Origin of the sequence: Caballeronia sp. LZ043, assembly GCF_031451075.1 — a bacterium.
Taxonomy (GTDB): domain Bacteria; phylum Pseudomonadota; class Gammaproteobacteria; order Burkholderiales; family Burkholderiaceae; genus Caballeronia.
Map to the genome: position 1 here is coordinate 947,986 of NZ_JARUXT010000004.1, position 14,734 is coordinate 962,719.

General features: G+C 64.0%; 15 protein-coding genes. 8 read left to right on the forward strand and 7 right to left on the reverse strand.

All coding sequences use genetic code 11. The features are described from left to right. Positions 1-284 precede the first annotated feature (284 nt). Complete coding sequence (locus tag QCE64_RS31875) at positions 285-635, forward strand: DUF4148 domain-containing protein (RefSeq protein ID WP_310008158.1); 351 nt, start codon at positions 285-287, stop codon at positions 633-635. 31 nt (positions 636-666) lie between these two features. Next, positions 667-816 carry a hypothetical protein gene (locus QCE64_RS31880; protein ID WP_309926581.1) on the forward strand — a complete coding sequence of 50 codons (150 nt, stop codon included), beginning with the start codon at positions 667-669 and terminating at the stop codon, positions 814-816. 52 nt (positions 817-868) lie between these two features. On the opposite strand, the gene QCE64_RS31885 is transcribed toward QCE64_RS31880, so the two are convergent. Beyond that, on the reverse strand, positions 869-3,391 hold the full coding sequence (locus tag QCE64_RS31885) for an adenosylcobalamin-dependent ribonucleoside-diphosphate reductase (protein ID WP_310008161.1): 2,523 nt from the start codon (positions 3,389-3,391) through the stop codon (positions 869-871). A gap of 162 nt (positions 3,392-3,553) precedes the next feature. Here QCE64_RS31885 and mobB point away from each other — a divergent pair, with 162 nt between their 5' ends. After that, positions 3,554-4,078, forward strand: a complete 525-nt coding sequence (mobB, locus tag QCE64_RS31890) for a molybdopterin-guanine dinucleotide biosynthesis protein B (protein ID WP_310008623.1) — start codon at positions 3,554-3,556, stop codon at positions 4,076-4,078. Here the strand turns inward: mobB and QCE64_RS31895 are convergent. Together QCE64_RS31895 and QCE64_RS31900 are read right to left on the reverse strand one after the other, a co-directional pair. Further along, a complete protein-coding gene (locus QCE64_RS31895; protein WP_309926585.1) occupies positions 4,075-4,275 on the reverse strand; it encodes a DUF2783 domain-containing protein in 201 nt (66 codons plus the stop codon). The genes mobB and QCE64_RS31895 overlap by 4 nt on opposite strands. 8 nt (positions 4,276-4,283) lie before the next feature. After that, the gene (locus tag QCE64_RS31900; RefSeq protein WP_310008163.1) at positions 4,284-5,963 is read right to left on the reverse strand and encodes an FAD-dependent oxidoreductase; all 1,680 of its coding nucleotides are present in this window, start codon (positions 5,961-5,963) and stop codon (positions 4,284-4,286) included. A gap of 285 nt (positions 5,964-6,248) precedes the next feature. Between QCE64_RS31900 and QCE64_RS31905 the strand changes: the two genes are divergently transcribed. Beyond that, positions 6,249-6,464 carry a YXWGXW repeat-containing protein gene (locus QCE64_RS31905; RefSeq protein WP_310008165.1) on the forward strand — a complete coding sequence of 72 codons (216 nt, stop codon included), beginning with the start codon at positions 6,249-6,251 and terminating at the stop codon, positions 6,462-6,464. 31 nt (positions 6,465-6,495) lie between these two features. On the opposite strand, the gene QCE64_RS31910 is transcribed toward QCE64_RS31905, so the two are convergent. Continuing rightward, the gene (locus QCE64_RS31910; protein WP_309926591.1) at positions 6,496-7,278 is read right to left on the reverse strand and encodes an IclR family transcriptional regulator; all 783 of its coding nucleotides are present in this window, start codon (positions 7,276-7,278) and stop codon (positions 6,496-6,498) included. Positions 7,279-7,346: 68 nt separating this feature from the next. Next, a complete protein-coding gene (locus QCE64_RS31915; RefSeq protein WP_309934947.1) occupies positions 7,347-7,856 on the reverse strand; it encodes a cupin domain-containing protein in 510 nt (169 codons plus the stop codon). A gap of 206 nt (positions 7,857-8,062) precedes the next feature. Here QCE64_RS31915 and QCE64_RS31920 point away from each other — a divergent pair, with 206 nt between their 5' ends. Together QCE64_RS31920 and QCE64_RS31925 are read left to right on the forward strand one after the other, a co-directional pair. After that, positions 8,063-8,794 (forward strand): ABC transporter substrate-binding protein, encoded by a 732-nt coding sequence (locus QCE64_RS31920; protein ID WP_309934949.1) that lies wholly within the window; start codon positions 8,063-8,065, stop codon positions 8,792-8,794. Positions 8,795-8,817: 23 nt separating this feature from the next. Continuing rightward, on the forward strand, positions 8,818-9,270 hold the full coding sequence (locus tag QCE64_RS31925) for a GNAT family N-acetyltransferase (RefSeq protein WP_309934952.1): 453 nt from the start codon (positions 8,818-8,820) through the stop codon (positions 9,268-9,270). A 262-nt stretch (positions 9,271-9,532) separates the two neighbouring features. On the opposite strand, the gene QCE64_RS31930 is transcribed toward QCE64_RS31925, so the two are convergent. Then, entirely contained in the window at positions 9,533-10,222 is a 690-nt protein-coding gene (locus QCE64_RS31930; protein WP_309934953.1) for a DJ-1/PfpI family protein, read from the reverse strand. A 133-nt stretch (positions 10,223-10,355) separates the two neighbouring features. Between QCE64_RS31930 and QCE64_RS31935 the strand changes: the two genes are divergently transcribed. Both QCE64_RS31935 and QCE64_RS31940 read left to right on the forward strand, forming a co-directional pair. After that, the gene (locus tag QCE64_RS31935) at positions 10,356-11,354 is read left to right on the forward strand and encodes a helix-turn-helix domain-containing protein (RefSeq protein WP_309934956.1); all 999 of its coding nucleotides are present in this window, start codon (positions 10,356-10,358) and stop codon (positions 11,352-11,354) included. Between the two features lie 171 nt (positions 11,355-11,525). Next, positions 11,526-14,447, forward strand: coding sequence for an EAL domain-containing protein (locus QCE64_RS31940; protein ID WP_310008167.1), 2,922 nt, complete (start codon positions 11,526-11,528; stop codon positions 14,445-14,447). Here QCE64_RS31940 and QCE64_RS31945 read toward each other — a convergent pair. Next, complete coding sequence (locus QCE64_RS31945) at positions 14,444-14,680, reverse strand: hypothetical protein (protein ID WP_310008169.1); 237 nt, start codon at positions 14,678-14,680, stop codon at positions 14,444-14,446. The two genes, QCE64_RS31940 and QCE64_RS31945, sit on opposite strands and share 4 nt — an antisense overlap. Between the last annotated feature and the right edge of the window lie 54 nt (positions 14,681-14,734).

Here is a 14,734-nt window from a genome sequence, read left to right on the forward strand (position 1 = left end):
CCCGGCGGGGCGGGGGTTGTGGGTGGGGTGTGTCCCCCCCCCCCCCCCCGCGCCGCCCCCCCGCCCCCCCCCGCCCCCCCCCCCCCCCCCCGCGACAACTCCGCTCAAGCCCGCCTCGCAAGCCTCTGCGCGATTGTTCACCGGATTCGATAAATCTTTTCGCCGATCCGGCATTTATCCCCGCCCCGCTGTCCGACTAAATTGTCCTGAACGCAACGTGCCTCAGGCGCAGATTGCAATCCGCAATTGCCCGCACGCTGCATCGGAACGAAGGAGTCGCAAGCATGAAACAGCTCATCACGGGGTTCTCCCTGGCCGCCATCTCCGCAGTCGTCACGACGACCGCATTCGCGGAAGGCGGCCAGGGCATCGGGCGCGCAGGCACCTACCAGATGTCCACGCAAGTTCAGGAAAGCACGAGCGAAACGCCCAAGACCCGCGCACAAGTGCGAGCCGAACTCGTCGCCGCTTATTCGAACGGCTCCCTCCCCGCCTTGAATCGCAATAGCTATCCGGACCGCAGCATGCTGGGCGATGCCATCGCCGCGCAGAACGCTCAAGCCGAAGCGCATAACCGCGAAATCGTCGAGTACGCCAACGGGTCGTCGGCGCGTGGCGCTGTAACGGCGCGCTGAGCGCACCGGCATAAGGAATCACGAGGTCATCATGTTCGAAAACACTTCGCTCGATCAATTCTCGGCTCTCGAAGAGCTCTCGGCCGTGACGCCGGTGTGGCGTCCTTTCGTGCAGCAGACAGCACGCGTGCCCGTTGTCTCGCAGGAAAGCCGGCAAGAATCCGCCGAGTGCGCGCATTGAGCTTCCGTCAGGCGTGGCGCGAAGATCGCACCACGCTTCTTTCAACCGCTCCTTAACCGCACGCGCCGATTTCACCGCACGACGTGCAGAAGTCGCAACCGTCCTTGCGAATCACCGCATTGGCACCGCACGTCGGGCATTTGCGGCCGTGCATCTGGGGAAGACCATGAGGATCGATCTCGCCTGGCGCGACAGCCTCGGTTACTTCTTCGCGCTCATCGGGAATGGCTACCGCATGCGGCGCGTCATCGGGACGTTTGCGCGCAAGCACGCGCGACGGTACCTGCTCGCCTTCTGCGTCGAGAAATCCGCGACGATGAAGGATCTGCTGGATCGCATACGCTAGCGCCGCCACTTCCGAGTCATGCCAGCGCGGACTGCGATGACCGTCGAGCCGTTCGACGTCGCCCAGACGCACCTGGCCGCGATCCCACGACACCTTGCGCATGTCCTGCAAGGTGCGCGCCGCGAAGCCGCCGCGCGCGGCCAGTGACAGCGAACGCATGGTCGCAGTGATCCACTGCTGCGACTCGTCGCGCTGCCCGGTTGGAATGAAGAATTCGATAGGACGCTCGATGGTCACGTCCTCGCCGCCGACGCGCCCCGTCACCTCGATGAACGACACCGCGAGATAGAGCGACTTCTTGCCGGCCTGCGTCAGGTACTCGACCTTCTCGATGATCGCGGGCAACGCGCCCTTGGGCCGATGATCGATTGCGATACGCAACGGGTCGAGATCGAGTTCGGGGTCGGGTGAATCGCTGGGGGTCTCCGCCGGCGTCACCGAGAGCACGGCGCCGAGCGTCTCGTTCGGCCGATATGTCGCCAGCCCTTTCAGGCCGCGCCGCCATGCCTCAAAGTAGAGGTCCTGGAACTTGTCGAAGGGATAGTCGGCGGGCACGTTGACGGTCTTCGAAATCGACGTGTCCACGAACGGCTGCACCGCCGCCATCATTTCCATGTGCTCCTGCGCCGACATTTCAAGCGCGCTCACGAAGTAGTCCGGCAAGGCGTTCACGTCGCCGCCCATCTCGCGATACAGCCGATAGGCATGATCCTCGACGGCAAAGCTCTGCCGTGAGCCATCGGCCATGCGCTTGGTGCGCTGATAGGTCCACGAGAATGCGGGCTCGATGCCGTTCGACGCATTATCAGCAAAAGCGAGGCTAACGGTGCCGGTCGGCGCGATCGACAGCAGATGACTGTTGCGAATGCCGTGCTCGCGAATCGCGCGCTTGATGTCGTCAGGCAGGCGCGAAGCAAACGTCCCCTCTTCCAGATAGCGCTTTGCGTCGAAGAGCGGGAACGCGCCCCGCTCGCGCGCAAGCTCCACGGAAGCGCGATACGCCTCGTCGCGCATGGTGCGTGCAACACGTTCCGCGAAGTCGCGCCCTTCCTGTCTGTCGTAGCGCAAGCCGAGCATGACAAGCGTGTCGCCGAGGCCCGTGAAGCCCACGCCGATGCGCCGTTTCGCCTCCGCTTCGCGCGCCTGTTCGTCGAGCGGCCACAGCGTTACGTCGAGTACGTCGTCGAGAAAACGCACTTGCGTACGGGTTGTGCGCGCAAGTCCGTCCCAATCGAAGGCGGGCGTGCCGCCGCGCATCTGTGCGAACGGGTCGCGCACGAAGCGCGTGAGATTGAGCGGTCCGAGATTGCAGCAGCCGTAGGCGGGCAAGGGCTGTTCGCCGCAGGGATTGGTCGCGCGGATCGCTTCGATGGCGCGCAGGTTGTTGTCATCGTTCATGCGCGACATGAACACGACGCCGGGTTCCGCGACATCGTAGGTGGAACGCATGATCGTGTTCCACACCTCGCGGGCGCGCACCTCGCGATACACCCACAGGCCGTCATCACGCTGCCGCATGTCTTCCGCCGTGCGTTGCGCCGGCGATGGCTCGGCCTTGTGCACGAGTTGCCATGCAGCGTCGTCGGCGACGGCCTGCATGAATTCGTCCGTCACCGCGACCGACACGTTGAAATTGTTCCAGCGCCCTTTCGTGTGCTTGGCCGCGATGAATTCGAGCAGGTCGGGATGCGAGCAGTCGAGAATGCCCATCTGCGCACCGCGTCGCGCGCCCGCGCTTTCGACGGTGCGACACGAAGCGTCGAACACATCGATATAGCTGCACGGTCCCGACGCCGCCGAGCCAGTGGAATGCACGCGCGCCCCGCGCGGACGAATGGCCGAGAAGTTATAGCCGACGCCGCCGCCGCGCCGCATCGTCTCGGCGGCCTGCAACAAGGCGACATAGATGCCCGGCAGACCATTGCTGTCGACGCCCTGGATCGCGTCGCCCACCGGCTGCACGAAACAATTGATCAGCGTCGCTTCGATGCCCGCGCCGGCCGCGCTCATGATGCGTCCTGCGCCGAGCGCGCCGCGTTTGAAATTGTCGACGAACTCCGCCTCGATCTTCGCGCGCAGCTCCTTCGGCTCGGCGAGCGCGACGCCTCGCGCGACGCGCCGGTGAATATCGTCCACGTGCGTCTCGTCGCCTTTTGCGTACTTCTCGAGCATCACGTCGATGGAAAACTGCTGCGGTGCGAGAGCGGTGCTGGGATTGTCTTCGGCCATGTCGGATCCTGTGTGCGCTGGGCGATTCGCGCGTGGGCGAGGCAGGTGTCACGCGCGTCGGCTGAACGTGCCGCAAAGGCGATGCCCGACGATAGCGCGAAATCACCCGGCCCGCCATCGAGCCGTTACACTCCGATGATGCTCACCAGCCAGACACTTCGCATGATTACGCGTCATCCGCCGCTCTTCGGCATCGCGGGCCGCTCGGGCCAGGGCAAGACCACGCTGATCGAAGGGCTGTTGCCGTGGATGCGCGCGCAAGGTCTCGTGGTCAACGTCATCAAGCACAGTCATCATTCAATCGAACTTGAGCCGCCCGGCAAGGACAGCGCGCGCTTTCGACGCGCGGGCGCGGGCGAAGTGCTGATCGCCTCGCCGTTTCGCTATGCCATCGTGCGGGAACTGCATGACGCGGATGAACCCCCGCTCGCCGAACTCGCCATGCGGCTTTCGGATGCGGACCTGGTGATCGTCGAAGGATTCGCGCGCGAGCCCATTCCACGGCTCGAAGTGGTGCGGCCTTCCGCGGGCCGCGAACCGCTCTACAAGACCGAAGTGGACATCCTGGCCATCGCCACTGATGCACCCGAGGCCATCGAATCAACACTGCCGATGCTCGATCTGAATGACATCGCGAGCATTGGCGCATTCATCTGCGAGACCATCGGCCTGCCCCTTGCGCGCTAGCGCCCTGCCATGCCGCGACGCGCCATTGCGAGCGCTTCCTTCAGGACTTCGCCATCGCCGATGTGATTCGCCAGCAGCAGGATGAGCCGTGCGTTGAGCATCTGGCTTGCTTCGTCCGAGAGCCCGTCGTGTGTTTCGATGAGGCGCTCGTAGAACGCATCGTGGTCCGCGATATTCAGTTCGAGATTGAGCTTCATGCGCGTCGTCATCCGTTGCAGGTTGCGCGGTCGAGCGCGGCCGTGACCCGTGCGGCATCGAAGCGACGCCAGCGTGCACATACGTGCTGGTCGGGACGCAGCAGATAGAAGGTGCCCGGTTGTGCATCGAAACGATGTGCAACCATGCCCTCGACATCTTCCACCACTGTCACGCCTTCGACGCTGCACGCCATGCCCCGCGGCACCACGAGCAGCAGGCGCACTGGCAGCTTTCCGTCCTGAAGCGCCGCGAGGCTCTGCAAGCAAGCATCAGGGCCATGATTAAGGCCGCAGAAGTAAAGGCCAGCAAACGCGCCGCCGTGGGTCTGCGCAAGCAGCCATGCCGTCTGGCCATCCACCTGTACGGGCGCATCCGCGCACGGTGCGCCGGGCACCATGGCGGTGTCGAAAGCATCGTCGGCGTCATCGGGCGTGTTCAGCGGCGAATCACGCAGCACGGCAGGCACGGACAGCCGCCCGCTGTTCGCCAGGCGGCGCGCGAACGGACAGTCTTTCGCAAGCTCCAGCGTCGCATCGCGGAACAGCCGCGAGACCGCGCTCTTGGGCGTGATGAAGTCGGTGGCGCGGGTCGAGTTGAGGATGTTCTCGTCGGCGGCGTACTCGCGCTCGGATGCGTAGGTGTCGAGCAAGCTGTGCGGTGCATCGCCCTTCAGGACGAGCGCGAGCTTCCACGCAAGATTGTCCGCGTCCTGCACGCCGCTGTTCGCGCCGCGTGCACCGAACGGCGACACGCCATGCGCCGCATCGCCCGCGAAGATCACGCGGCCATGCCTGAAATGCTCCATCCTCAGGCAGGAAAATGTGTAGACGCTGACCCACTCGAGCTCGAACTCGGCGTCTTCGCCAAGCAGCGCCCGCACTCTGGGAATCACGCGCTCCGGCGCTTTCTCCGCCACCGGATCGGCATCCCAGCCCAGCTGGAAATCGATGCGCCAGACGTCGTCCGGTTGACGGTGCAGCAGCACCGACTGGTTGCGATGAAACGGCGGATCGAACCAGAACCAGCGCTCGGTGGGGAACGGCGCTTTCATCTTCACATCGGCGATCAGGAAGCGATCCTTGAAGGTGCGGCCCTGGCTGTCGAGGTTCAGTGCATGACGCATTGCGCTGCGCGAACCGTCCGCCGCGACCACGTATTGAGCGTTAAGAAGGTAAGCGCCATCCGGCGTGTCGATGTGCAACTCGACATGGTCGTCTTGCTGCGTCACGCTGGACACGCTGCTCTTCCAGCGCAACTCCAGCTTGTCCAGTTGCTTTGCGCGCTCGGCGAGAAAGCCTTCGACGTAGTACTGCTGCAGGTTGATGAAGGCCGGGCGCGCATGACCGGTTTCGGGCAACAGGTTGAAGGTGTAGACCAGCTCTTCGTGCAGGAACACCTTGCCGACATTCCAGCTCACACCCTTCTCCATCATCCGGTCGCCACAGCCCAGGCGGTCGAAGATTTCCAGCGTGCGCTTCGCGAAGCAGATGGCGCGCGAGCCTGTCGAGACGGTGTCGTCGTTATCGATCAATACGGTAAGCACGCCCTGCTGGGCGAGATCGACCGCCGTTGCCAGACCGACCGGACCGGCACCCACCACGACCACCGGATAGGGCATGGGCGCTGGCGCATCGTGATCGGGTGCGCGCTGGTATTCAAAACGCAAAGTGCCGTAATTCGTGGGCATTGAGATCGTCTCCATCGGCGGACCTGAGGCCTCTTCGCACTGTCGAGCGTGTTCTCGACGATTCATTATTGTAGAACTGGTTTTATATTATTGAATTTGCGTTTACCCGCACGGTTTTGCCGTGCGGTTTCCCGCACGACCGGACGAGGCGCACACGGGCTGTGTTCAACCTGCGCTTACATTCATTTACATCCTCGCGCGACGGGTTCGTCCTTTTCGAACGTTCAACAGGAACACCGGCCGCAGCCTGGCCGGTTCCGATGCATGAACCAAGGGAGACAAGAAATGAAAACGAAGGCTTCGATGTGGCTGGCCGGTGCAATCGCGTCGGGGGTGCTGGTCTCGGGCTGCGTGGTCGAACCGGCGCGGCCGCCTGAGCCCGCGCCGGTGGCCGAAGTCATGCCGCCACCGCCGGCGCAGGGATACCGATGGGTGAAGGGGCATTACCGCTGGGAAGGCAACCACTGGCAGTGGGTGCCGGGACACTGGCGTCCGGTCTGAGGCGTGTTGCCTTGGTTGCGTTCTGTAGCCTTCAGGCGGCGACGTAGCCCAGCATCTTCGACACGCGTTGCGCGCAGTCGCGCAGCGCGTGTGCGATGTTGCCGTCCCATGCGCCGTCGAACGAGCCACTCGGCCCGATTGCCGTGATCGCGAGCACGATATGACGGGCATGATCGAACACCGGCGCGCTCATCGCGCTGATGCCAGCGACGGGTTCATCGAGGGCCCGCGCGATGCCGCGGTGGCGTACTTCAGTGAGCATCGCGTCGATTTGCCCGTGCGTGTAGTCGCGCCGCTGTGCGCCGATTTGCAAGCCTCCGGCACGCTCGATGGCCACCAGCGCCTCCACTGTCGAGGGCGGCAGCCAAGCGGCGAACACGCGGCCGGTTGCGGTCTGCAACAGCGACATCACGGTGCCGGTGCGCATGGTCACATGAATGGGCACGCTGGCCTGCTGAATATGGACGATTGTCGGTCCATAGCTGCCAGCGGTGGCGAGTGCGACCGTATGTTCAACGGGCGGCCGGAGGTTCGCCACTTCGGCGATCGCGACGCGCACCGGATCGACGCGCTGCAGGCTGATCAGTCCCATCTGCAACGCGAACGGTCCCAGTTCGTACCGGCCGGTGGCGGGATCCTGCTGGATCAGGCCGAGATTGCCGTAGGACACGAGGTAAGGATGTGCCTTCGCCGAAGACATGCCCGCCTTTTTCGCGAGATCGCCCAGCAACATCGGCCCGCCATGATCCACCAGCGCACGCAGCAGCGCGCCGCCTACTTCAATCGATTGAATCCCGCGGCGCACTCCGCTCATGCCCGTCCTCGTTCACCTAGTCGAGATGCGCGCGATGATAACCGCAGGCGCCGCAGCGTCAAGCACGCTCACGACTTCGGTCCGAGGCGTGCGATCAGTTCGCGGTGGTGCGGGTAGCGGGCTTCGAGCGCGCCGGCCTCGGCCAGTTCGAACTCGCTGAACTCGAAACCCGGTGCGACGGTGCAGCCGACGAGCGCCGCACCGTCCGTATCGCGGCATTCGGCTGCGAACCAGTCGCCGGCTGTGACCACGGCCTGGAACGTCGCATCCGGATGCGTCACCGCATTGCCGAGACGATGCGTGTTCAGCGCCCCGTGTGCATCGAGCACGTGGACGTCGACGGGATCGCCTGCGTAGAAATGCCAGACTTCATCGGAACGAATGCGATGCCATGCGGAATGCGCGCCATCGCAAAGCAGGAAGTAGATGGCGGTGGATGCTGAACGCGGGTGCGTCTCGCGTTCGCGCGTCACGTTGCCAGGCGCGCGATAGGTCTCGCGGAAATAGCCGCCTTCGGGATGGGGTGCGAGTTGAAGACGCTGAATCCATTCGCGCGGGGCGATGCGTTCGTGCTGCATGGCGGTTCCTTTTTCCTTGCGTTTTGCGTTTTGCGTTTTGCGTTTTGCGTTTTGCGTTTTGCGTTTTGCGTTTTGCGTTTTGCGTTTTGCGTTTTGCGTTTTGCGTTTTGCGTTTTGCCAGTGCGATCGTGGTTCGCGTATTCTGCATGCAATCGACCGTATCGTTCGAGTCCTCTCTTCGTTCACTTCCTTCAGCTGACGCCACCATGACCTTGTCCTCTTCGCTGCTGAACGCCCTCGCCCCGACTGGCACACTGCGTGCGTCGATCAATCTCGGCAATCCGATCCTCGCGCATCGCACGGAAGGCAGCGAGCCGGGCGGCGTGTCCGTCGACATCGCGCGCGAACTCGCATCGCGCCTCGGCGTGCCTGCTTCGTTCACGTCGTTCGACCGGGCGGCGGAGTCGGTCGAGGCCGTCACGAACGAAGCCGCCGACATCGGCTTCTTCGCTATCGATCCGCTGCGCGGCGCGGGCATTGCGTTCACGGCGGCCTACGTATTGATCGAAGGCTGCTATCTGGTGCGCGAGGACTCGCCGATCACGCGCAACGAACAGGTGGACCGCGAAGGCAACCGGATCCTGGTCGGCAAGGCCAGCGCCTACGACCTGTTCCTCACGCGTGAAATCAAGCATGCGCAGCTGGTGCGCACGGCGTTGTCGCAGACTGTGGTCGAAGAGTTCCTGCGCGATGTTCTCGAAGTCGCGGCGGGCGTCAAGCAGCAACTGCAAGCCGATGCAGCGCGCCACCCGGGCGTGCGTCTGCTGGACGGCCGCTTCATGGTCATTCAGCAGGCGATGGGCTTGCCGAAGCGCCACGGCGAGGAAGCCGCGGCCTATCTGCGCGGCTTCGTGGAGGACATCAAGCGTTCGGGGTTCGTTGCCGCGGCACTGAAGCGGCACGGCATCGAGGGCGCGTCGGTAGCGCCGGCCGCCTGAACGCGTTCCCGCGCGAGCCGCTCATGCAACCGGATGATTCGGCAAAGATCACGCTCGCCGTGACCGACTGGATCGACGCCACGTTTGAAACGGACGTCTCCGGCGGACTTGCGGCATTCAATCGCACGCAGCTTGGGCCGAGCCGATATCGCGATCTCGCGGTGTCGGTGTATCGCGGCGACGATTTCATCGGCGGTCTCGCGGGCTACACCGCGTGGGACTGGCTCTTTGTGAAATGGCTATGGATTCGCGATGACGCGCGCGGCCTGGGCTGCGGGAGGCGCGCGCTCGAAACCGCGGAAAACGAGGCGCAGAAGCGAGGCTGCCGGGCCGCCTGGCTCGACACGATCAATCCCGCGGCGCGCGCGCTATACGCACGCTGTGGCTACGAATCGTTTGGCGAGATCGCCGATTTTCATGCAGGGCAGCCACGGTACTTTCTGCAGAAGCGCTTTGAGCACGAAAGCGGAGAGTGAGGGGCAGTTGACTTAGACACCGTGGATGATCACCGCATGCCCGCCCCTCGGTGTGCACCCGGCGTTTTGCATTACGCATGCATAACGCAAACTGGCATTTTGCGTTTTGAATTGCAAATGCCGAATGCCTTTCTTGCGCTGGGCGCAGCGCGTGAGGCAATACGCACGCACAACACCACCCCCTTGACACTACACATCCCCAACCCCACCCGGAATTTTGCGTTTTGCATTACGCACGCATAACTCCATTTGGCATTCTGCATCACGCATCCAACCCGAGCCGTTCAGCCACCCGCGCCACGATCGCGCTCCGGGCCGCCAGCGACGGCGCAGAGCGCTCTTGCACGCGCTCCAGCACTGAAGCGGGCGCGAGCGCCGGATCGCCGGCGTCGAACGGCGGGGCCGGCGCGTATTCCAGTTGCAATTGAATGGCCTGCGCCTCGCTCTCTCCAACCAGTTCGGCAACGAGCGTCAACGCGAAATCGATACCTGCCGTGACACCGCCGCCCGTGAACAGGTTGCCGTCGCGCACCACGCGCGCCTGCACTGGAACCGCCCCCAACTCCGCTAGCAACGCGTGATACGCCCAGTGCGTCGTCGCTCGTTTGCCGCGCAACAACCCCGCCGCACCGAGCACGAGCGAGCCCGTGCAGACCGAGGTCACATAGCGCGCGTTCGCCGCCTGGCTCTGGACGAAAGCGAGCGTCGCGTCGTCCTCCATCAGGTCGCCGACGCCGGCCCCGCCCGGAATGCAGATTACATCGAGCGAAGGGCAGTCGTCGAAGGTGGTGTCGGGCGTCAGGATCATCCCCGCGCTCGACTTGACGGGCTCGCGCGTCTTCGCGACGAGATGAACCCGCGCGTCCGCGAGTTGCGCGAACACATCGTACGGGCCGGTCATGTCGAGTTGCTGCACGCGGGGAAACAGCAGCAGGCCAATGTTGAGCGTCATCATCATCTCCTTGGGATCAAGCCATCGAGCATCGAATGAGTCGATGGTATGCTTCCTCACACTGGCGGAAATGACACATTCCCCACTTTTCACGCCAGACTGACGCTCGGCCCCTTGGTACATCGAATTCAAAATGCATCAAACCACGCCTCGCCCCGTCGACATCCTCGCGTTCCCCGACGTCCAGTTGCTGGATGTCGCCGGGCCGCTCCAGGTTTTCGCCACCGCGAACGATCTGGCCCGGGCAGCCGGTTTGCCGCCACCCTATCTGCCACGCGTGGTCGCCCGGGAGGGCACCGTGAGCGCATCAGCGGGGCTTGGACTGGTCGCCTGCCCGCTTCCGGCAGCGGATCAAGTCTGCGACACGCTGATCGTCGCGGGCGGCTGGGGCGTGCATGAGGCGGCGCGTGACCCGCAGCTGGTCGAGTGGGTGCGAAGCCGCTCCGTGCATGCGCGCCGCACGGCTTCCGTGTGTACCGGCGCGTTTCTGCTGGCCGCAGCAGGCCTGCTCGACGCGCGCCGCGCCGTCACGCACTGGACCCGCTGCGCGGAACTCGCCGCGCGCTTTCCTGCAGTGCGTGTAGAAGCCGATCCGATCTTCATCCGTGACGGCGACATCTGGACCTCGGCGGGCATCACGGCCGGCATCGACCTGGCGCTTGCGCTCGTCGAAGATGATCTTGGACGGGCGCCCGCGCTCGACGTGGCCCGGCATCTGGTGGTGTTTCTCAAGCGGCCCGGCGGACAGGCGCAATTCAGCACCGCACTGTCACTCCAGCATGCCGGCGAGCGCTTCGGCGAACTGCACGCCTGGATCGCCGAACATCTCGCGTCCGACCTGAGCGTGAGCGTGCTCGCGGACCGCATGGGCATGAGCGAGCGCAGCTTCGTCCGCCACTACCGTGCGCATACCGGCATGACGCCGGCGCGCGCCATCGAACGCATGCGGCTCGAAGCAGCGCGCCGCTTGCTGGGTGATACGCGCCTGTCCGTCAAGCGCGTCGCCGCCCGCTGCGGCTTCGGCTCGGAAGAGACCATGAGGCGCGGTTTTTTGCGTGCACTTGGGGTACCGCCGCAAACGTATCGGGACAGATTTACCGGAGCCGGGCACACGCCCGGCGCGCATCCGTAACGGATTCCTGTCCCGCGGCTTTTTTTGCTCCGCCTACTCAAGCCTGTATGCTCGATGCCGTTAGCACTAAAAGTACGTTTGCTTGATACGCGCGCCCTGAGCGCGGCGCGCAGGCACATGTCACTGAACGAGAACCGCCCGTCGCGGGCGGCAACAGGGCCTGGAGCACCGATGACCGTGTTACCCGCGTACGACGTGCAGGAAGGTTGCGCGAGCGCCTTCGCCGCAGCCACCGCAACGGCAATGGAACAAAACAATTTGGCAAGCGCCGCGCCGTCGATCGAATACCTGCTGCGTCATTTCGCTGCGTCGGGCTGCCCGCAGCAATGGGCGTGGTATCGCGCGGGTGAGCAACTGCATCTCGAGCGGCGCGGAGACGCCTCATTACCCAATGGCCAACTCTGGCCGCACAGCATCGCCGAGGACTGTCTCGCCGAATGGTGCGCGACACACGGCTGGCACGCATGGCCCACCGGACGAGGCGAAAGCGTGCTCGGCTGGCTGCTCGCCCCGGCTGGACAACGTGATGACCCGCGTCTCGCCGAACTCGCCCGCACGCTCGGCGAACGAGTCCAGGCCGATGTGCTCGCCCGCGCCCAGCTTACTCAGCGCGTGCTCTATGACATCGCCAATCTGGCAAGCTCGGTACCCGAACGCGCCGACTTCCTGCGCGGCGTGCATGAACGGCTCGCCACCCTGATCGACGCCGAGAACTTCTATCTCGCGCTCTACGACCGCAAGACCGGCAAGATCACCTATCCGTACTACGTCGACGTAATCGACACCGATGTGGTCGCCGCCGAGAACTACGACATCCTGAATCCGGCGCGCCTGTCGATGACCGGCCAGGTGCTGACCAGCGCCCAGCCCTTGTTCATCACCAACGACGACATTTGCACGGCGGAACGCGAAGGCCGCTTCTACTGCATCGGCGACCGTCCCGAGTTCTGGATGGGCGCGCCGCTCAAGAATGCATCCGATGAAGTCTTCGGCATGCTGGCGATGCAGGTCTACGACGTCTCGCGCATCTATACCGCCGAAGACCGCGCGCTGTTCCTCGTGGTCGCACGGCACGTCGCCATGGCGCTCGACCGGATCCTGCATCGCGCCGATCTAGAAGAGCAGGTCGCGCGACGCACCTCCGAACTCTCCAAGCTCAACGCCGCGTTGCGTCATGGCATCGCCGAGCGCGAGCGCTCCGAGCACTTGCAGGCAGCGCTCTATCAGATCGCGGAGCTGTCGAGCCGGCCCGGCGACACGATGGAGTTCTTCCGCAGTCTGCACGGCATCGTCGGCGAACTGCTCTATGCCCGCAACTTCTATATCGCCCTGTTCGAAACCGATACGGAGGAAGTGTCGTTTCCGTATTACGTCGATGAGATCGTGCAGGAGCGCCCTGCTCCGCGACGCAGACAGCGTGGCTTGACCGAATACGTGATCCGCGAGCGGCGTGCGCGTTTGATCGATCATCAGGAGGCGTTGCGGCTCATCGAAGATGGCGCGTTCGAGATCGAGCACAGCGAAGTGCGGCTGCGTTCATGGCTCGGCATTCCCCTCTTCGACGGCGACGTCGTGCGCGGCGTGCTGGCCGTGCAAAGCTACTCGCCGCTCGTGCGTTATTCGCTGCGCGATCAGGAACTGCTCACCTTCGTCTCGCGCCACATCGATACCGCGCTCTCGCGCCGTCGCGATGCCGAGGCGCTGCACGCCGCCAACCTCGAACTGGAAGCACGCGTGCAGGCACGCACGCGCGAACTCGATGACGTCAACGCGCGCCTGCTTTATGAGAACTCGCACGATTCATTGACGGGCTTGCCGAACCGCAGCCATCTGATGCACAAGCTGCGTTTTGCATGGACGGAGTACCAGAGCCACGCCAATGACCTCTCGGTGATGTTCATCGACCTGGACCGCTTCAAGGTCGTGAACGACAGCCTGGGCCATCACTTCGGCGACATGCTGCTGGTGCAGGCGGCGGCCCGTCTGCGCGATTGTCTGCGCCCCGGCGATCTGCTCGCGCGGCTGGGCGGCGACGAGTTCGCCGTGCTTTCGCCGGATGCACCGGTGCGCGAGGCCGTCGCGATCGCCAAGCGCATTCTCGCCGCGTTCGACCTGCCGTTTCACATCGAAGAGCATGTGGTGTTTTCGTCGTGCAGCATCGGCATCGTGAGTGCGGACGGCGAGTTTCACACCGAGCCCACCGACCTTCTGCGCGACGCCGATACCGCGATGTACCGCGTCAAGAACGCGGGCCGCGACAGCTTTGTGGTGTTCAATCAGGAATTGCGCCGGCAGGTATCGGATCAGGTGGAGCGTGAAGGCGCACTGCGCAACGCGATCAAGCGCGATGACGAATTGCTGCCCTATTTCCAGCCTATCGTCGATGTGAAGAGCGGCGAGGTGGTCGCGCTGGAAGCACTGATCCGCTGGCAGCAGCCGGATGGCCGCATTGTGGCGCCAGGGGAGTTCCTGCCATCGGTGGAAGGCCTGAGGCTCATCGGACGGCTCGATCTCTACATGCTCGAACGCGTCGCGGCCATTCTGTCCCACGCAAGCTTCGCGCACTGGCCGCCGGTGCATGTGAACTGTTCCAGCTACAGCATGACGCGTCCGGAATTCGCCGACGACGTCCTTGCGCTGCTGCGGCGGTATCGCGTGTCGCCCTCGCGCGTATGTCTCGAACTGACGGAAGGTGCGCTCGTTGCCGAGCCGGATCTCGCACGACGCACCATGCAGCGGCTCGCGGACAATGGCATGTCCGTGGTGCTGGATGACTTCGGCGCGGGTTTCTCGTCGCTAAGCTATGTCCACCAGTATCAGTTCACCGGCCTCAAGATCGACAAGTCGTTCATTCTTGAACTGACCGAGAGTCCGCGTAGCCGCGCGATTGTTCGCGCCATCGTGCGCATGGCGGAATCGCTCGATCTCACCCTTGTCGCCGAAGGCGTCGAAGACGCGGCGACACTCGCCGTGTTGCGCGACATGGGCGCTGCGCAGGCCCAGGGCTACTTCTTCGACAAACCCATGCCCCTTCAGGCGCTCACGCGCGCCTCGCTGGCGCCCCGCTCGACGACGGTCAGCGCCACGCTTTAAGGCATCCCGCCCAGCGACGGCGAAATGATGCTGCCCGGTTCACCCTGTGGTTCGCCGCTCGCTTCATGCACCGCGCGTGTCTTCGCGGGCGCATGATTCGTTGCGCACGTCTCGACTGAATCGTTCACGAGGCACTGCTGGAAAGCGTCGGCCTTGATCTTTGCGTCGAACGAGTAGATGGTGTTTTCCACCTTGACCTCGGTGTCCGAGAGGCGCTCTGCTGTGATGGTCATGTTGTCGATTCCTTCATCAAGGTTGATTCCCTGTTTCGACAAGCATCAAGCGCT

What these genes read in the sequence shown, in the direction of transcription:
- QCE64_RS31915 (WP_309934947.1), bottom strand. Translation starts at nt 7,856, where the DNA reads ATGCAGCACGAACGCATCGCCCCGCGCGAATGGATTCAGCGTCTTCAA.
- mobB (WP_310008623.1), top strand. Translation starts at nt 3,554, where the DNA reads ATGATTACGCGTCATCCGCCGCTCTTCGGCATCGCGGGCCGCTCGGGC.
- QCE64_RS31925 (WP_309934952.1), top strand. Translation starts at nt 8,818, where the DNA reads ATGCAACCGGATGATTCGGCAAAGATCACGCTCGCCGTGACCGACTGG.
- QCE64_RS31945 (WP_310008169.1), bottom strand. Translation starts at nt 14,680, where the DNA reads ATGACCATCACAGCAGAGCGCCTCTCGGACACCGAGGTCAAGGTGGAA.
- QCE64_RS31880 (WP_309926581.1), top strand. Translation starts at nt 667, where the DNA reads ATGTTCGAAAACACTTCGCTCGATCAATTCTCGGCTCTCGAAGAGCTC.
- QCE64_RS31935 (WP_309934956.1), top strand. Translation starts at nt 10,356, where the DNA reads ATGCATCAAACCACGCCTCGCCCCGTCGACATCCTCGCGTTCCCCGAC.
- QCE64_RS31930 (WP_309934953.1), bottom strand. Translation starts at nt 10,222, where the DNA reads ATGACGCTCAACATTGGCCTGCTGCTGTTTCCCCGCGTGCAGCAACTC.
- QCE64_RS31885 (WP_310008161.1), bottom strand. Translation starts at nt 3,391, where the DNA reads ATGGCCGAAGACAATCCCAGCACCGCTCTCGCACCGCAGCAGTTTTCC.
- QCE64_RS31895 (WP_309926585.1), bottom strand. Translation starts at nt 4,275, where the DNA reads ATGAAGCTCAATCTCGAACTGAATATCGCGGACCACGATGCGTTCTAC.
- QCE64_RS31875 (WP_310008158.1), top strand. Translation starts at nt 285, where the DNA reads ATGAAACAGCTCATCACGGGGTTCTCCCTGGCCGCCATCTCCGCAGTC.
- QCE64_RS31940 (WP_310008167.1), top strand. Translation starts at nt 11,526, where the DNA reads ATGACCGTGTTACCCGCGTACGACGTGCAGGAAGGTTGCGCGAGCGCC.
- QCE64_RS31910 (WP_309926591.1), bottom strand. Translation starts at nt 7,278, where the DNA reads ATGAGCGGAGTGCGCCGCGGGATTCAATCGATTGAAGTAGGCGGCGCG.
- QCE64_RS31905 (WP_310008165.1), top strand. Translation starts at nt 6,249, where the DNA reads ATGAAAACGAAGGCTTCGATGTGGCTGGCCGGTGCAATCGCGTCGGGG.
- QCE64_RS31900 (WP_310008163.1), bottom strand. Translation starts at nt 5,963, where the DNA reads ATGCCCACGAATTACGGCACTTTGCGTTTTGAATACCAGCGCGCACCC.
- QCE64_RS31920 (WP_309934949.1), top strand. Translation starts at nt 8,063, where the DNA reads ATGACCTTGTCCTCTTCGCTGCTGAACGCCCTCGCCCCGACTGGCACA.